The organism is Actinomadura xylanilytica, assembly GCF_030283145.1.
Lineage (GTDB): Bacteria > Actinomycetota > Actinomycetes > Streptosporangiales > Streptosporangiaceae > Spirillospora > Spirillospora xylanilytica.
Map to the genome: position 1 here is coordinate 823679 of NZ_JASNWE010000001.1, position 15435 is coordinate 839113.

Annotated in this window: 13 protein-coding genes; 6 read left to right on the plus strand and 7 right to left on the minus strand. The window is 74.7% G+C overall.

What is annotated here, in order from left to right; genetic code table 11:
* The 3 genes from QP090_RS03885 to ggt all read right to left on the minus strand — a co-directional run bounded on the left by QP090_RS03885 (position 1) and on the right by ggt (position 3362).
* Positions 1-873, minus strand: coding sequence for an oxygenase MpaB family protein (locus QP090_RS03885; RefSeq protein ID WP_285937052.1), 873 nt, complete (start codon positions 871-873; stop codon positions 1-3).
* A 169-nt stretch (positions 874-1042) separates the two neighbouring features.
* Positions 1043-1414, minus strand: a complete 372-nt coding sequence (cutA, locus tag QP090_RS03890) for a divalent-cation tolerance protein CutA (protein WP_285937053.1) — start codon at positions 1412-1414, stop codon at positions 1043-1045.
* Between the two features lie 70 nt (positions 1415-1484).
* Positions 1485-3362, minus strand: a complete 1878-nt coding sequence (gene ggt / locus QP090_RS03895; protein ID WP_285937054.1) for a gamma-glutamyltransferase — start codon at positions 3360-3362, stop codon at positions 1485-1487.
* Positions 3363-3637: 275 nt separating this feature from the next.
* Between ggt and QP090_RS03900 the strand changes: the two genes are divergently transcribed.
* The gene (locus QP090_RS03900) at positions 3638-5404 is read left to right on the plus strand and encodes an APC family permease (RefSeq protein ID WP_285937055.1); all 1767 of its coding nucleotides are present in this window, start codon (positions 3638-3640) and stop codon (positions 5402-5404) included.
* A 69-nt stretch (positions 5405-5473) separates the two neighbouring features.
* Here the strand turns inward: QP090_RS03900 and QP090_RS03905 are convergent, their stop codons facing one another.
* The 4 genes from QP090_RS03905 to QP090_RS03920 are packed head-to-tail and all read right to left on the minus strand — an operon-like array spanning position 5474 to position 9346.
* On the minus strand, positions 5474-6439 hold the full coding sequence (locus QP090_RS03905; RefSeq protein ID WP_285937056.1) for an ABC transporter substrate-binding protein: 966 nt from the start codon (positions 6437-6439) through the stop codon (positions 5474-5476).
* A 26-nt stretch (positions 6440-6465) separates the two neighbouring features.
* Entirely contained in the window at positions 6466-7275 is an 810-nt protein-coding gene (locus tag QP090_RS03910; RefSeq protein WP_285937057.1) for an ABC transporter ATP-binding protein, read from the minus strand.
* Positions 7272-8339: a FecCD family ABC transporter permease gene (locus QP090_RS03915; protein WP_285937058.1), complete on the minus strand. Its 1068-nt coding sequence runs from the start codon at positions 8337-8339 to the stop codon at positions 7272-7274. Before QP090_RS03915 ends, QP090_RS03910 begins: the two co-directional genes overlap by 4 nt.
* Complete coding sequence (locus tag QP090_RS03920; RefSeq protein ID WP_285937059.1) at positions 8336-9346, minus strand: FecCD family ABC transporter permease; 1011 nt, start codon at positions 9344-9346, stop codon at positions 8336-8338. The genes QP090_RS03915 and QP090_RS03920 overlap by 4 nt, the downstream gene beginning before the upstream one ends.
* Before the next feature lie 196 nt (positions 9347-9542).
* Between QP090_RS03920 and QP090_RS03925 the strand changes: the two genes are divergently transcribed.
* The 5 genes from QP090_RS03925 to QP090_RS03945 all read left to right on the plus strand — a co-directional run bounded on the left by QP090_RS03925 (position 9543) and on the right by QP090_RS03945 (position 15422).
* Complete coding sequence (locus QP090_RS03925; protein ID WP_285937061.1) at positions 9543-10364, plus strand: NUDIX hydrolase; 822 nt, start codon at positions 9543-9545, stop codon at positions 10362-10364.
* Between the two features lie 76 nt (positions 10365-10440).
* Positions 10441-11436, plus strand: a complete 996-nt coding sequence (locus QP090_RS03930; RefSeq protein ID WP_285937062.1) for a hypothetical protein — start codon at positions 10441-10443, stop codon at positions 11434-11436.
* Between the two features lie 8 nt (positions 11437-11444).
* Positions 11445-12761: an adenylosuccinate synthetase gene (locus QP090_RS03935; RefSeq protein WP_285938563.1), complete on the plus strand. Its 1317-nt coding sequence runs from the start codon at positions 11445-11447 to the stop codon at positions 12759-12761.
* 95 nt (positions 12762-12856) lie between these two features.
* Entirely contained in the window at positions 12857-14866 is a 2010-nt protein-coding gene (locus QP090_RS03940) for a hypothetical protein (RefSeq protein WP_285937063.1), read from the plus strand.
* Between the two features lie 163 nt (positions 14867-15029).
* Entirely contained in the window at positions 15030-15422 is a 393-nt protein-coding gene (locus tag QP090_RS03945; RefSeq protein ID WP_285937064.1) for an STAS domain-containing protein, read from the plus strand.
* The last annotated feature ends 13 nt before the right edge of the window (positions 15423-15435 follow it).

Consider the following 15435-nt stretch of genomic DNA (forward strand, 5'->3'; position numbering starts at 1 on the left):
TCAGGACGCGATGGACCAGCCGGCCGGGTCGGACGCGTGCTCGCGCGTGAGCCGCCTGGCCCGCTGGGCGTCCGGGGAGTAGCGGTACCGCTCGGGGATGACGTGGACGGTGCGGTGCAGGCCCTTGAGGGCGAGCGTCGCGGCGAGGTCGGAGGTGGGCAGGCCGGGCAGCCCGTACATCCGGCGGGCCCAGCGCGGCAGCGTCGAGACCACCAGCATCCCGAGGCCGGGCGCGGCCAGCTTGAGCGGCAGGAGCCGGTTCGGCACGTCCGGGCTGAACATCCGGCGCAGCCCGTCGCGGGCCTCGTCGCAGGCCCAGATCCGCGGGCGCATCCCCGCGTAGTAGTCCTTCAGCTCGGCGACGGAGGCGGGGACGTCGGCGGGGTCGAGCCCGACCACGGCGGCGGCGCGGCGCTGCTCGTCGACGAACGCGTCGGCGTCGGCGGCGCTCAGCCCGACGCCGGCGCGGCGGGCGACGTCGAGGTAGGAGTCGACCTCGCCGAGGTGCACCCAGAGCAGGTTCTCGGGGTCGTCCACCGGGAAGGTCTCGCCGGTGCGCAGATCGAGGCCGGTCAGCTTGGAGTGCAGCCTGCGGACGCGGCGGCCGATCCGGTCGACCTCGGCGTGCGTGCCGTAGGTGCGGACGCGGACGAACTCGACGGTGCGGGCGAGCCTGGACCACGCGGCGTCGCGGTCCATCAGCTCGGAGTTCTGCGCGGTGCCCCACATCGACCTGGGGTGCAGCGCCTGGAGCAGCAGGGCGCGGATGCCGCCGATCATCAGCACCGGCTCGCCCATCACCCGCCAGGTCACCGAGCCGGGCCCGAACAGGCCGTGATCGTCGAGCAGCTCCTCACGCGGTCCCTCGCGCACGCGACCGCCCCCTCTCTCCGCGGCCGAGGAAACCACGCCCGGCGGGGTAATCACAGACTTATTTCCCCGTTATGACCTGAGTCACACCACAAAACGGACATCGCCCCGGTCCGCGCGGACGGGCGCGGACCGGAGCGGGACCGGAGCGGGACCGGAGCGGGACCGGGCGTCAGGCGTCGCCGGTCCCCGCGTCGTCGGCGTCGTCGTCGCCGGGCTCGGGCGACTCGGTCTGCTCGGCGATCCACGCGAGGTAGTCCATGCTGCCCGCCACCACCGGGGACGCGATGATCTCCGGGGTGTCATAGGAGTGGCCCTCGGTGATCAGCGAGGCCAGTTCGTCGAACCGGTCGGCGGTGGTCTTGAAGACGATCAGCCATTCCTCGGCCGACTCGATCTCGCCCTCCCACCAATAGGTGCTGGCGACCGGGCCGACGAGCTGGGCGCACGCCGCGAGCCGCTCGGCCACCGCCGACCGGGCCAGCCCGGCCGCCTCCAGCCGCGAGTCGGTGGTGGTGGTCACCTGGACGTAAGCCTGCGCCATCGCATGCTCCTTCCCCCATGACGATCGTAACCGTGCGTCTCTCCGGCGTTCCTCCCGGTCACTTGCCCGGTCACCTGCCCGGCCGTACGACCATGGCGCTGCCCCCGCCCCGGCGGACCGGTTCGGCGACGGCCTGGACCAGTCCGGGCCGCAGGATCTCCAGCGCGGTGGCGGCTCCGATCACGCCCGCGGGCGGTCCGGGGAACAGCTCGAGGCGGTGCCCGCGCGCGGCCAGCTCCCTGCCGTAGCCGTCGATGAACGCCTTCTCGGCGAAGACCTGCGGAGTGTTGCGCTGGGTGGCGCGCGGCGCGGCGAGCGCGGCGGGCAGGTCCATGCCGAGGTCGAGCCGGTTCAGCAGGATCTGGAGCACGGTGGTGATGATGGTGGACCCGCCCGGCGTGCCGAGGGCGAGCTTGGGCCGTCCGTCCTGGAGGACGAGCGTCGGCGCCATGCTGCTGCGCGGGCGCTTCCCGGGGCCGGGCAGGTTCGGGTCGGGGCTCGCGCCGGGGGCGGGCGGCTGCTGGGTGAAGTCGGTCAGCTCGTTGTTGAGCAGGAACCCGCGGCCGGGGACGGTGATCCCGCTGCCGCCGAACTGCTCGATCGAGACGTTGTAGGCGACGACGTTGCCCATCTTGTCGGCGACGACGAGGTGGGTGGTCTGCGGTCCCTCGTAGGCCAGCGTCCGGGTGGCGCCGCCGGGCGGGACGCACGGGGTGTAGCGGCCGTCCGGGGAGCCGGGCGCCACCGGCGCCGTGGCGGCCTCGCCCGGCTTGATGAGGCAGGCGCGCTCGCGGGCGAACCCGGTCGACAGCAGCTCGCCGAGCGGGACCTTCACCTTGGCGGGATCGCCGACGTAGCGTCCCCGGTCGGCGTAGGCGAGCTTGGACGCCTCCAGGTAGTAGTGCAGCGCCTTGACCGGGTCGCGGGAGTCGAACCGGAAGTCGCCGAGGATGCCGAGGGCCTCGCCGACCGTCGAGCCGCCGGACGAGGACGGCGGCGCCCCGTACACCTCCGTGCCCCGGTAGGACGTGCGGGTGGGGCGCTTCGACAGCGCCCGGTAGGCGGCCAGGTCGCGTGGCTCCATCAGCCCCGCGCGGACGTTGCGGGTAGAGGACGGGTCGAGCGGCGGCTTGCGCACCGTCTTGGCGACCTCCTTGCCCAGCCCTCCCCCGTACAGCCAGCCGGGGCCGCGCTCGGCCAGCTCGCGGTAGGTGGCGGCGAGATCGGGGTTGCGGAACACCGAGCCGACCGCCGGGAGCCTCCCGCCGGGCAGGAACAGCTCGCGGGTCGGCCCGAAGTCGCGGAAGCGCGCCTCGTTCACCGCGGTCTGGTCGCGGAACTCCTGGTCGACGACGAAGCCCTTGTCGGCGACGCGGATCGCGGGCCGCAGCAGCGTGCCGAGGTCGCGGGTGCCGAAGCGGCGCAGCGCGAGGTCCCACTGGGCCAGGGTGCCGGGCACGCCGACGCCGAGCCCGCTGGTGACCGCCTCGTCGAACGGAATCGCCTTGCCGGTCGCGGGGTCGACGAAGGACGAGGCGCGCATCCTCGCCGGCGCGGTCTCACGGCCGTCGATCGCGTGGACGCGGCGCGTCTTGGCGTCGTAGTAGGTCAGGTAGCCGCCACCGCCGATCGCGGCCACGTACGGCTCGGTCACCCCGAGGGTGGCGCCGGCCGCGACCGCGGCGTCCATCGCGTTGCCGCCGCGCTTGAGCACCTCCAGGGCCGTGCGGCTGGCATCAGGGTCGACGGTGGAGACGGCGCCCCCGTACCCGGTGGCCACGGGCCGCCGGTCGGACGGCGCGGACGGCGCGGCGGGGCCCGCTCCCGGGGCGCGCGCGGCGGCGGCGCCGGGCTGGAGGGGGGCGGCGAGGGAGAGGGCGACGACGAGCCCGGCCACCGGTGCGGTGCGGCGGCGCAGGGCGCTCCGGGGCGATGTGTTTCGGGACACCGAACCTCCTGGGGACGCGGCGTCACCACCGTGCCACCGATCTTGCCGCGGCGCCAGCGTCCGGGCGGCCGGGGCCCGGCTGGGCCCGGTCGCGCAACGGGGGTTCCGTTCCGCGCCCATCCCGTGCCTTTCCGTGGACGGGCAACGGCAAAATCACATCAATTCGCGAGAAAACATTGCGAATGGCTCATTCCTGGTGAATTCTGAGGGACTTCGACCAGTACCAGCACTGTCTCGCGAACAGCGGCGCGGGGTCAGGCCAGGGGGGGACACCTATGACCTGGGACGGCCGCACGCGCAACACCATGTTCCGGCGCCTGCCCGTCGAGCGGGCCACCGGCCGGCTGTACGGGGGCCGGCACCGGTTGCGCGTGGTCTACCGGACCCGCGATCTGATCGTGCTCGGACTCGGCGTGATGGTCGGTTCCGGCATTTTCAAGATCGCCGGGGAGCAGGCCGTGCACACCGCCGGCCCGGCGGTGATCATTTCTTTTCTGATCGCCGGCGGCGTGTGCCTGCTGGCCGCGCTCGCCTATGCGGAGTTATCCTCGATCGTCCCGGTCGCGGGGAGCGCCTATTCCTTCAGCTACGTCGCCTTCGGCGAGGTCTGGGCCTGGGTGGTCGGCTGGGCGCTGGTGCTGGAGCTGCTGCTCGCCGCGTCGGTGGTCGCGCGGGCGTGGTCGCTGTACGCGGCCCAGGCACTGAGCGACTTCGGCGTCCCGGTGCCGTCCGGGCTCGCCGGGGTGATCGGCCAGGAGCGCGGCTTCGACGTGTTCGCCCTCGGCATCCTGGTGCTGCTGGTGGTGCTGCTGGCGGTGGGCGGCCGGATGAGCCTGCGCACCCTGTGGTTCATGGTGGTGGCCAAGCTGATCGTGGTCGCGCTGGTGGTCGCCACCGGGCTGAAGTTCTTCAGCCCCGGCAACCTCACCCCGTTCGTGCCGCCGCCCGCCGAGCAGCCCGGCGGCGAGGCCCGCACGGTGCTGGACGTGCTGTCCGGGCTGGCCGGCGGCGGCGCCCCGCACGCGTTCGGCGTCTGGGGGGTCTTCGCCGCCGCGCCCGCGATCGCGTTCGCCTACATCGGCTTCGACCTGATCGCGACCGCCTCGGAGGAGACCGACGACGCCCCACGCAAGGTGCCGCGCGGGATGCTCACCAGCCTGGTCGTCGCGGTCGTGCTCTACGCCGCGGTGGCGGTGGCGATGGTCGGCATGGCCGGGCTGGACGGGCTGGCCGGCCTCGGCACGGACCGGCCGCTGCTCGCCGCCGCGTTCGCCTCGGCCGGCGCCGGGGCGATGGGCCGGGTCATCGACGTCGGCGCGGTGCTCGCGCTGAGCACCGTCATCCTGGTGGTGCTGATCAGCCTGACCCGGGTGCTGTTCTCGATGGCGCGCGACGGCCTGCTGCCGCGCCCGATCGCGGGGATGAGCCGGTTCCGGGTGCCGTCCCGGGCGACGCTGGTGGCGGGCGGCGCGGCGGTGCTGATGTCGCAGGTCTTCGACGTGCTCACGCTGGAGCAGATGGTGGTCATCGGCACCCTGTTCGCGTTCCTGTTCGTCTCCGCCGCGGTGCCCGCGCTGCGCCGCGGGCGGCCCGACCTGCACCGCCCGTTCCGCGTCCCGGCGGCCCCGCTCACCGCCGCGCTGAGCATCCTGGCGACCGGCTGGATGATGCTGAACCTGAAGGTCGAGACGTGGCGCAACTTCGCCCTCTGGATGGCCGCGGGGGTGCTGCTCTACCTGCTGTACGGACGGCGCAAGAGCCAGATGAGGCTGCTCCTGGACCAGCCCCCGCCGCAGCACCCGGCCGCGGCGGGGCGGCAGCCACCGCCCGGCGCCGTCCCGGTGCAGGCCCCCGTCCCTCCTCCGCCCGCACGCCGGCTGCCGCCCGGCGTCGCGCCGCTCGACGGCCCAGTGCCGTCCGGCAGACCGGCGGCGTCCGGCGGACCGGCGGCGTCCGGCGGACCGGCGGCGTCCGGCGGACCCGCCCCGGACGGCGCCCAGCCCGATCCGCCGCGGCCCGGGGGCGGCAGGCACCGCCGCTGACCTGTGAAGGCGCCGCTCTCCCGGACCGGGGGGCGGCGCCTTCGCCGTGCCGTCAGGAGTGGCGGACGGTCACTTCGCCGCGAGCGGCGTCAGGTACTTCTGGAGGTCGTCCAGGATGCGGCCGGCGGCGGTGACGCCGATGCCGGTCATCCAGGTCTCGTCGTCCACCACCTGGGCGTGCCCGGCCTTGACCGCGCCGAGCTTCTGCCACAGCGGGCCGGCGGTGACCTCGGCCTGCTCCTGCGCGGCCTTCTCGCCGTACGCCGCCACGAAGATCATGTCGCCGTCGGCCTGGTCGACCCGCTCGGGGCTGAGCGCGGCGAACCGCTTGTCGGCCTTGTCCGCGAGCCGCTGCCGCTCGGGCCGGCCGAGGCCGGTGTCGCCGAGGACGATCCCGGCGAACGACTCGGGCCCGTACACGCGCAGCTCGTCCGGCATGAACCTGACCAGGCTGACCTTCAGCCCGGACGGGTCGCCGAGCTTCTCACCGAGCCGCTTGGCACGGTCCTGGTACGCCTGGAGCTTCTGCTCCCCCTCGGCCTTCTTGCCCACCGCCTCGGCGTCGAGCAGGAAGTTCTGCTTCCAGGTCACCCCGACCTTGTCGGTGAAGACGGTCGGCGCGATCTTCGACAGCTCGCCGTAGAACTTCTCCTGGCGGAACCTGGAGCCGAGGATCAGGTCCGGCTCGAGCGCGGCGATGGCCTCGGTGTCGGGCTCCTGGAGCGTGCCGACGCTCTTGATCTTCGCGTACCCGTCGCCCAGGTACTTCGGCATCCCGGCGGCCTGGTCCGGCAGCGCCGTCCCGACCGGGGTCAGCCCGAGGCTGTAGAGGGTGTCGAGCTTGTCGCTGTCGAGCACCACGATCCGCTTCGGGGCCTCGGGGACCTTGCTCTCCCCCATCGCGTGCTTGACCACGCGGGTCGGCCCGTCGGCCTGCCCCGAGTCGCCGCCGCCGCACGCGGTCAGCGCCAGGGCGGCCGTCGCGAGCACCGCGATCCCCTGCGCGAGCCGCCCGCCTCTTCCGTGGAGCTTCACTGCCTTTCCCTTCATCGAACTGTCGGTCAGGCCGGGGCATCCGGCACGATCATCGGTGCGCCCGTCACCGGGCACGGCACGACCACGCCGCCGAGGCCGAACACCCCGGCCAGGCAGGCCGCGTCCATGACCTCGTCCGGCGGGCCCTGCGCGGTCACCCGGCCGTCCTTCATCACCACGAGGTGGTCGGCGTAGCGGCATGCCTGGTTGAGGTCGTGCAGGACGGCGAGCACGGTCCGGCCGCCGTCCCGGTTGAGCCGCCGCAGCAGATCGAGCACCTCGACCTGGTGGGCGAGGTCGAGGAAGGTGGTGGGCTCGTCCAGCAGCAGCGCGTCGGTGTCCTGGGCGAGGGTCAGCGCGATCCACACCCGCTGCCGCTGCCCGCCCGACAGCGCGTCCACCGGCCGGTCCCGCAGGTCGCCGAGCCCGGTGAGCCGGAGCGCCCGCTCGACGGCGGCCGAGTCCTCGCCGCTCCACTGCCGGAACCAGCGCTGGTACGGCTGCCGTCCGCGCGCGACCAGGTCGGCGACGGTCAGCCCCTCGGGGGTGACCGGGCTCTGCGGCAGCACGCCGAGCCGCCGGGCCAGCTCGCGGGTCGGCTGCGCGTGCAGCTCGGCGCCGTCGATCAGGACGGTGCCGGAGCGCGGCGCCAGGAGCCGCGCGAGGGTGCGCAGCAGCGTGGACTTGCCGCAGGCGTTGGGGCCGACGATCACGGTGAACGCGCCGCCGGGCAGCTCCAGGTCCAGGCCGTCGATGACGGTGCGGTCGCCGTACCCGACGGTGAGGCCGCGGGTCGCCAGCCTCACCGGGGGCCGGTCTGCGGCGTCGGTCGTCATCGGTTCCTCCTCCGTACGAGCAGCCACAGCAGGTAGGGACCGCCGAGGGCCGCGGTGAGCACCCCGACGGGGAGCTGGACGGGCGCGAACGCGGTGCGGGCGATCAGGTCGGCGACGACGGTGAGCAGGGCGCCGGTGAGCGCGGCGCAGGCCAGCGGGGGCCGCTCGGCGCGGACCAGGCGGCGGGCGAGCTGCGGCGCGGCGAGCGCGACGAAGTCGACCGCGCCGGCCTGCGAGGTCGCCAGGGCGGCCAGCACCACCGCGACGCCGGCCAGCGCGAGGCGGCGGCGGACGACGCGGACGCCGAGGCCGCGGGCGACGTCGTCGTCCAGCGCGGTGGTGTCCATGGCCCGGCCCGCCCACACCAGCACCGGCGCGAGCAGCAGCACCGGGACCAGCAGCGTCAGCGTCTCCCGGTGGCCGAGCCCGGCCAGGCTCCCGGCCAGCCAGATCCGGGCCCGCTGGCCCTCGATCGGGTCGGCGCCGACGATGAACACCTCGGTCAGCGCCTTGAGCGCGAGCGCGACCGCGACGCCGCCGAGGACGAAGCGGTGCGCGGCCAGCCCGTGCCGGCCCGAGACCGCGAACACCGCCGCGGCGGCGGCGAGCCCGCCGAGCAGGGCGAACGGGCCGAGCCAGGCCGAGCCGAGGCCGGCGCTCATCACCAGCGTCGCGGCGAGCCCGGCGCCCTGGCTCACCCCGACGACGTCCGGGCTGGCCAGCGGGTTGCGGCTGACCGCCTGGAGCAGCGCGCCGGACAGCCCGAGGACGGCACCGACGGCGAGGCCGAGCACGATCCGGGGCAGCCGCAGATCCTGGACGACGACGGTGGACGGCCCGTCCCCCGCGAGCGCCCGGACCACGTCCAGGGGGGCGATGAAGGTGCTGCCCACACCGAGGGAGACCAGCGTCGCGGCGGCGGTGAGCACGATGAGGAGCAGGCCGGCCGCGGCCGCGCGGCGCCGGACGACGAACGCGAGCGGGCCGGCGCGGACGACCGTCCGGCCCGCGGCGGGGTGGGACCGCGCGGAGGGGCGGAACGGCACGGCGGCGCTGGTCTTCACGCGGTCACCGTCCGGGCCCGGCGGACGAGCATGATGAGGAAGGGGGCGCCGATCAGCGCGGTGACGACGCCCGCGCGGACCTCGGCGGGCGGGGTGACCAGCCGTCCGATCACGTCGGCGGCGAGCAGCAGCGCGGGCCCGAGCAGCACCGAGACCGCCAGGACCCAGCGGTGCCCGGCGCCGACCAGGCCGCGGGCCAGGTGCGGCACGGCGAGGCCGACGAACCCGATCGGGCCGGCGGCGGCGACGGCGGCGCCGGTCAGCATGATCGCGGCGACCGCCGCGGCGAGCCGCACCATGCCGACGTTGCGGCCGAGGCCGCGGGCCAGGTCGTCGCCGAGGGCGAGCGCGTCCAGGCCGCGGGCCGCGCCGAAGGCGAGCACCACGCCGGCCGCGACGAACGGCAGCAGCCACAGCGCGACCTCGGGCGGCCGGCCGGCCAGCGACCCGACGGCCCAGAACCGGTACTGGTCGAAGGTCTGGGAGTCGACGGTCAGCACGCCGACCACCACGCCGCTGAGCGAGGCGTCCAGCGCGGTGCCGGCCAGCGCGAGCGTGACGGGCGAGGCGCCGTCGCGGGTGCGCGCGGCCAGGGCGTAGACGAACGTGCCGGACAGCGCGGCGCCCGCGATGCCGAACCAGATGTAGGCGGGCAGCGCGGTCAGCCCGAACACGCTGATCGCCAGGACCACGCCGAGTGAGGCGCCGGAGGTGACGCCCATGATCCGCGGGTCGGCGAGCGGGTTGCGGGTGAGCGCCTGCATCAGCACCCCGGAGAGGGCGAGCGCGGCGCCGGCCGCGACGCCGGTGACGGTGCGCGGCAGCCGCAGCGAGCGGACGATCGTGCTCTCCTCGCCGCCGTCCGGGTGCAGCAGCGCGTCCAGGACGTGGCCGGGGGCGATCCCGCGGCTCCCGGCGGCGAGGCTCGCGAGGACGGCCGCGGCGAGCAGCAGCGCGCTCAGCGCGAGGACGACCGGGCGCCGGGCGCGTCCGCCTCGATCGGTCACCCGCGCCACCCCTGCGTTCCGGCCCACCTGCCGAACACAGGTAAGGCTTGCCTAAATCCCCGGGAAGATTAGGCGACGACCACGGAAAACGACAAATCCGGACTAACCGCTGGACGGAACGCACCACCCGGCGCTATGTTCTTCTCATAACGAGTTCAACTCACCTTGAGATTTACTCATAAGGAGAACAACACCGATGAGCCCGGACCAGCGGCCCGCCGACGAGAGCGGCTTCCTCGCCGCCTACGACCCCCGGGACTACGACCCGGTCTCGGTGACCGTCGACGTGGTCGCGCTCACCATCCGCGACGGCGGCCTGCACGTGCTGCTGGTTCGGCGCGGCGCGGCGCCCTTCGCGGGCATGTGGGCGCTGCCCGGCGGATTCGTGCGCGGCGTGCGCGACGCTGAGGACCTCCCCGACGCGGCGGTCCGGGAGCTGGCCGAGGAGACCGGGCTCAGCACCGAGGGCGGCGCCCTCGACCGGGTCCACCTGGAGCAGCTCGGCACCTACGGCGCCCCCGGCCGGGATCCCCGGATGCGCGTCGTCTCCGTCGCCTACCTGGCGTTCGCGCCCGAGCTGCCCGATCCGGAGGCGGGCGGCGACGCCGCCGACGCGGGCTGGGTGCCGGTCGGCGCGCTCGGCCTGACCGAAGCCGGGGGCCAGCTGCCCGGCACCACCCGCCGGCTCGCCTTCGACCACGCGCGGGTCCTGTCGGACGGGCTGGAGCGGGCCCGCGCCAAGCTCGAGTACACCCCGCTCGCCACGGCGTTCTGCGACGGCACGTTCACCATCCCCGAACTGCGCGCCGTCTACGAGGCGGTGTGGGGCGAGGAGCTGCACGCCGGGAACTTCCACCGCAAGGTCCTGTCGGTGCCCGGGTTCGTCGAGAGCACCGGGGACACCGCGGACCGCGGCGGCCGGCGCGGCGGCCCGCGCCCCCGCCTCTACCGGACGGGCGACGCCCGCCTCCTGCACCCGGCGCTGCTCCGGCCCGGCCGCGAGGAGCAGATCCGGTGAACGCCGCCGCGGCGCCGTCCCGGGGACGCGGCGCGGCTGCCGGAAGAGACCGAGATGAGAGAGAAAGGTGACCCCCATGGGAAGCGGACACTGGTCCACCGACGTCTACACATCCGCGGCGAGGTACCGCGCCGCCAGGGGAACCAGCCCCTTCGCCTACAACGACGGCGGCGCCACCGCCGTCCACCCCGACCTCGACCCGAAGGGCGTGACCGTCCGGGAGAGCCGCGACTCCGACGACCACCCCGAGTCCCTCGGCATCGGCGTGCTGTTCGACGTCACCGGGTCGATGGGCGGCGTGCCGCGCACGCTCCAGACCAAGCTGCCCGACCTGCTCGGCCTGCTGCTGCGCAAGGGCTACGTCGCGCACCCGCAGATCCTGTTCGGCGCCGTCGGCGACGCGACCTGCGACCGGGCGCCGCTCCAGGTCGGCCAGTTCGAGGCCGACAACCGGATGGACGACGACCTCGGCAAGATCCTGCTGGAGGGCGGCGGCGGCGGCCAGTTCACCGAGTCGTACGAGCTGGCGATGTACTTCATGGCCCGGCACACCGCGCTCGACTGCTGGGAGAGGCGGGGCCGCCGCGGCTACCTGTTCATGATCGGCGACGAGCTGGCCTACCCGGCGGTCAAGCGCGCCGAGGCGGCCAGGGTCATCGGCGCCGGGCCGGACGAGGACGTCCCGGTCGCGGCGCTCGTCCGCGAGTTGCAGCGGATGTACGACGTGTACTTCATCATCCCCGAGGGCGCGCACCACTCCCGCGACGCCCGGCTGCGGGAGTTCTGGCGCGGGCTGCTCGGCCAGAACGTCCTGTACCTGGACGACCTCGGCGCGGTCTGCGAGACGATCGCGCTGACCATCGGCCTGGCCGAGGACGCGATCGACCTCGCCGAGGGGCTCGGCCACCTGGCCGAGACCGGGTCGGGCGCGGGCGCCTCGGTGTCGCGGGCGCTCGCCGCGCTGGACGGCCCCCGTCCCCCGGCTCCGGCGTCCCCGAACCCGCGGTCCGGCCCATCCTCCGCCCCGTCGCGGCGGAACCGCGGCGGGCCCTCCAGGACCGCCTGGCTGTGACCCGGCACATGGTCGTGGCGGACCTCGGGTTCGGGGACGCCGGCAAGGGCACCGTCGTCGACTGGCTCTGCCTGCGGGGGCCTGAACCGGTCGGCGCCGTGGTGCGGTTCAACGGGGGCGCGCAGGCGGCGCACAACGTGGTCGCGGCGGACGGGCGGCACCACACGTTCGCCCAGTTCGGCTCGGGGAGCCTGACGGCGGGGGTGCGGACGCACCTGTCCCGGTTCATGCTCGTCGATCCGCTGGCGCTGGGCGCCGAGGCCGCGCACCTGCGCTCCCTCGGCGTAGCCCAGCCGCTCGGCCTGCTGACCGCCGACCGCGACGCGCCGCTGACCACGCCGTACCACCGGGCCGCCAACCGTGCGCGGGAGGCGGCCCGGGGCGCGGGACGGCACGGATCGTGCGGGATGGGCGTCGGCGAGACCGCCGCATACGCGCTCGCGCACGAGGACGCGCCGCGCGTGGGCGACTGCCTCTCGCGCGCGCGTCTGCGGCGGACCTTGACCGCTGTACACGACCACTACCGCGACACGTTCCCCAGCGTCTTCCCCGGCGACGAGATGCCGCCGGTCGACGACTGCGTGGAGGCGTTCCTGGCCTTCGGCGAGAACGTCCGGATCGTCGACGGCCGGTACCTTCCCGGGCTGCTGCGGTCCACGAACGTGGTGTTCGAAGGCGCCCAAGGTGTGCTGCTGGACGAATGGCACGGCTTCCACCCGTACACGACCTGGTCGACCACCACGTTCGCCAACGCCGAGACCCTCCTCGCGGAGGCGGGCGCGCACGCGACCCGGCTCGGCGTGCTGCGTGCGTACGCGACGCGCCACGGCCCGGGACCGTTCGTCACCGAAGACCCGGCCCTCACAGCGGAGCTGCCCGACCGGCACAACGGCACGGGACCCTGGCAGGGCGCATTTCGGACCGGACACCTTGACGCGGTGGCCCTCCGGTACGCGCTCGACGTGACTGGCGGGGTGGACGCCCTGGCGGTCACCCACCTGGACGTGGCGAACGCCCGCAGCGACCTTCGTCTGTGCAGCGCGTACGACATGGACGGCGAACTCGTCCACCGCCTACCCACTGGGCCTCCGGGCGGGGCGCCGGGCGGCCTGGAGCGGCAAGCCGCCCTGACCGATCGCCTGATGAGGGCACGTCCCGTCTACAGACCGCTCCCCGATCCCGTGCAGGCGATCGAAGAGGAGGCGGGCGCTCCGGTGGTGCTGCGCTCCTACGGGCCGACGGCGGGAGACAAGGTCCACGTCCCCCAAGGGACTCGCATCGCGCGCCCCGGGGCCGCAACCGGCCCCGTGCCCGCCGGCCATTGACCGCGGCGGCCGATGCGATCATGATCTCGCTGTACGCACGACGGCCGGACCGGGGGACCGCGCGTGGTGCGCCTCTGCGATCCGGGAGGTCGGCCTTGCGTTCCTCTGTCCTGCGCGCGACGGCCTCGGCCGCCGGCGCCCTGCTGGCCCTGGCGCTGCTCGCCGCGCCCCCGCCGGCCACCGCCGCCGGGCCGTCCGCCCCCGCGCGGCCCGCCGCGGCGTCGCCGGCCGAGGGGGACGGCTGCGACCCGATCGATCCGGCCGCGTGCCTGCTCCCGTTCCCGAGCGACTGGTACACCCGTCCCGATCCGTCCACGCCGACCGGCCGCCGGGTCGCCCTGCGCACGACGCTGCGCAACTCGATCGGGATCCCGGTCGACCCCGCCGAGTGGAACCGGTCGGACGGCTTCTCGCCCGGCTCCATGCTGCTCGCCCGGGTGCCCGGCGTGGACGTCGGCCGCAGCGGCGTCGCGCCGATCACCGACATCGGCTCCTCGCTGCGCCCGGACGCCCCGGTCGTCATCGTCGACACCGCGACCGGGGAGCGGGTGCCGTACTGGGCCGAGCTGGACGCGAACGCCGACACGGCCGACCGGCGGGCGCTGATCGTCCGGCCCGCGCGCAACCTCCGCGAGGGGCACCACTACGCCGTCGCGTTCCGGAACCTGCGCGGCGCGGACGGCGCGGCCATCGCGCCCGGCGCCGCGTTCGCCAGGATCCTCGGTCCGGATCTGCCGGCCGCCGACCCGCTGCGCGCGCGGCAGCGCGCCGAGCGGGCGGTGCTGGCGGGCCTCGCCCGGCACGGGGTGGGACGCGCCGGGCTGTACCTCGCCTGGGACTTCACGGTGGCGAGCCGGCAGGGCCTGTCCGGGCGGATGCTGAAGATCCGCGACGACGCGCTCGCCGGGCTCGGCGACGGCTCCCCCGGCTTCGCGGTCACCCAGGTCGCCGACGACGTGGACGAGCAGATCGGCCGCGAGGTGAAGGGCTTCCTCCTCGCGCCGAGCTATCTGGACCAGCCCGGCGGCCCGCCCGGCTCGGCGTTCCGGTACGGCGCCGACGGGCTCCCGTCCCGGCTGCCGGGCAACCTCCAGCTCGTCGCCTTCCAGTGCGAGATCCCGAAGTCGGCGTTCACCAAGGCGGCCCGGCCCGCGCTGTACGGGCACGGGCTGCTCGGCAAGGAGAGCGAGGTCGGCGCCGGCAACGTCAAGGCGATGGCGGCCGAGCACGGCTTCGCGTTCTGCGCGACCAAGTGGTCGGGGATGGCCGACGAGGACATCCCGAACGTCCTCACCGCGCTCGCCGACATCTCCCGCTTCCGGACGGTCGCCGACCGGCTCCAGCAGGGCATGCTGAACTTCATCGTGCTCGGCCGCGCGATGACCCGCGGCTTCGCGCGCGACAAGGCGTTCCAGGACGGCGCCGGCAAGCCGCTGATCGACCCGTCCGCCGGCCTGGCCTACGACGGCAACAGCCAGGGCGGCATCATGGGCGGCGCGCTGACCGCGGTGTCGCCCGACCTCCGCCGGTCCGTGCTCGGCGTCCCGGCGATGAACTACAGCACGCTACTCAACCGCAGCGCCGACTTCCCCACCTACGAGCAGGTCCTCTCCCGGTTCTACCCCGACAAGCTCGACCAGCAGATCGGGCTGGGCCTGATCCAGATGCTCTGGGACCGGGGCGAGGCCAACGGCTACGCCTGGCACATGACCGACCGGCCGCTCCCGGGCACACCGAAGCACCGGGTGCTGATGCACGTCGCGTTCGGCGACCACCAGGTCGCCCCGGTGGCCGCGGAGGTCGAGGCCCGCACGATCGGCGCCCGCGTGCACGCCCCGGCGCTGACGCCCGGCCGCAGCCCCGACAAGGTCCCGTTCTGGGACCTCCCGGCCCTCGGCGCCGACCCCTACGACGGCTCCGCGCTGGTGCTGTGGGACAGCGGCTCGCCCGCTCCCCCGCTGACCAACACCCCGCCGACGGAGGGCCGCGACCCGCACTCGGACCCGCGCGGCGCCGCCCTCGCGCGGCGGCAGAAGGCGGTCTTCCTGTCGACCGGCCAGGTCGTCGACGTCTGCGGCGGCGCCCCCTGCGTGATCACCCCGTAGCCGCCCTCCCGCGCGAGGACGTCCCCGCTACCATGGCGCCCGCGCCGTCCCGGACCACCGGAGTCACGCCGAACGCGCCCGCAGAATCCCGGTCCACAGGGTTGGCAACCTTGCGTGTCCGCGCGATGATTCTGTGTCACCGTCCCCGATGCGAAGGTCACCCATGAAGGACACCGCGGTCGATGTGCTCGTGATCGACGGCAGGCGGCACACCACGGTGCTGCTCAGCGGCGAGCTCGACCGGCTCACCGCCCCGGAGGCACGGCGCCGGCTGCGCGCCGTGGTGCGCGCCGCCGACCGGCCGCTGGTGCTCGACCTGTCGGGGGTCTCGTTCTTCGACGCGGCGGGCATGCGCACCGTCTCGGCCGCCGCCGAGCACTGCGCGGCGCGCGGCACCGGCCTCGCCGTGACGGGCGTGCGGCCGTTCGCGGCCAAGATGTTCCGCATCCTCGGCATGCACGAGCGGATCACGCTGTGCGGCTCGCTAGACGAGGCGCTGTGGTGCCTGTTCCCGCCCACCGACGAGGAGATCGAGGACTGGCTCCGCGACGGCTGACCGCACGCGGCCA

Excerpts from the sequence above, each read along its gene's own strand:
- QP090_RS03910 (WP_285937057.1), bottom strand. The coding sequence starts at position 7,275 with ATGACGACCGACGCCGCAGACCGGCCCCCGGTGAGGCTGGCGACCCGC.
- QP090_RS03900 (WP_285937055.1), top strand. The coding sequence starts at position 3,638 with ATGACCTGGGACGGCCGCACGCGCAACACCATGTTCCGGCGCCTGCCC.
- QP090_RS03935 (WP_285938563.1), top strand. The coding sequence starts at position 11,445 with ATGGTCGTGGCGGACCTCGGGTTCGGGGACGCCGGCAAGGGCACCGTC.
- QP090_RS03925 (WP_285937061.1), top strand. The coding sequence starts at position 9,543 with ATGAGCCCGGACCAGCGGCCCGCCGACGAGAGCGGCTTCCTCGCCGCC.
- QP090_RS03945 (WP_285937064.1), top strand. The coding sequence starts at position 15,030 with ATGAAGGACACCGCGGTCGATGTGCTCGTGATCGACGGCAGGCGGCAC.
- QP090_RS03930 (WP_285937062.1), top strand. The coding sequence starts at position 10,441 with ATGGGAAGCGGACACTGGTCCACCGACGTCTACACATCCGCGGCGAGG.
- cutA (WP_285937053.1), bottom strand. The coding sequence starts at position 1,414 with ATGGCGCAGGCTTACGTCCAGGTGACCACCACCACCGACTCGCGGCTG.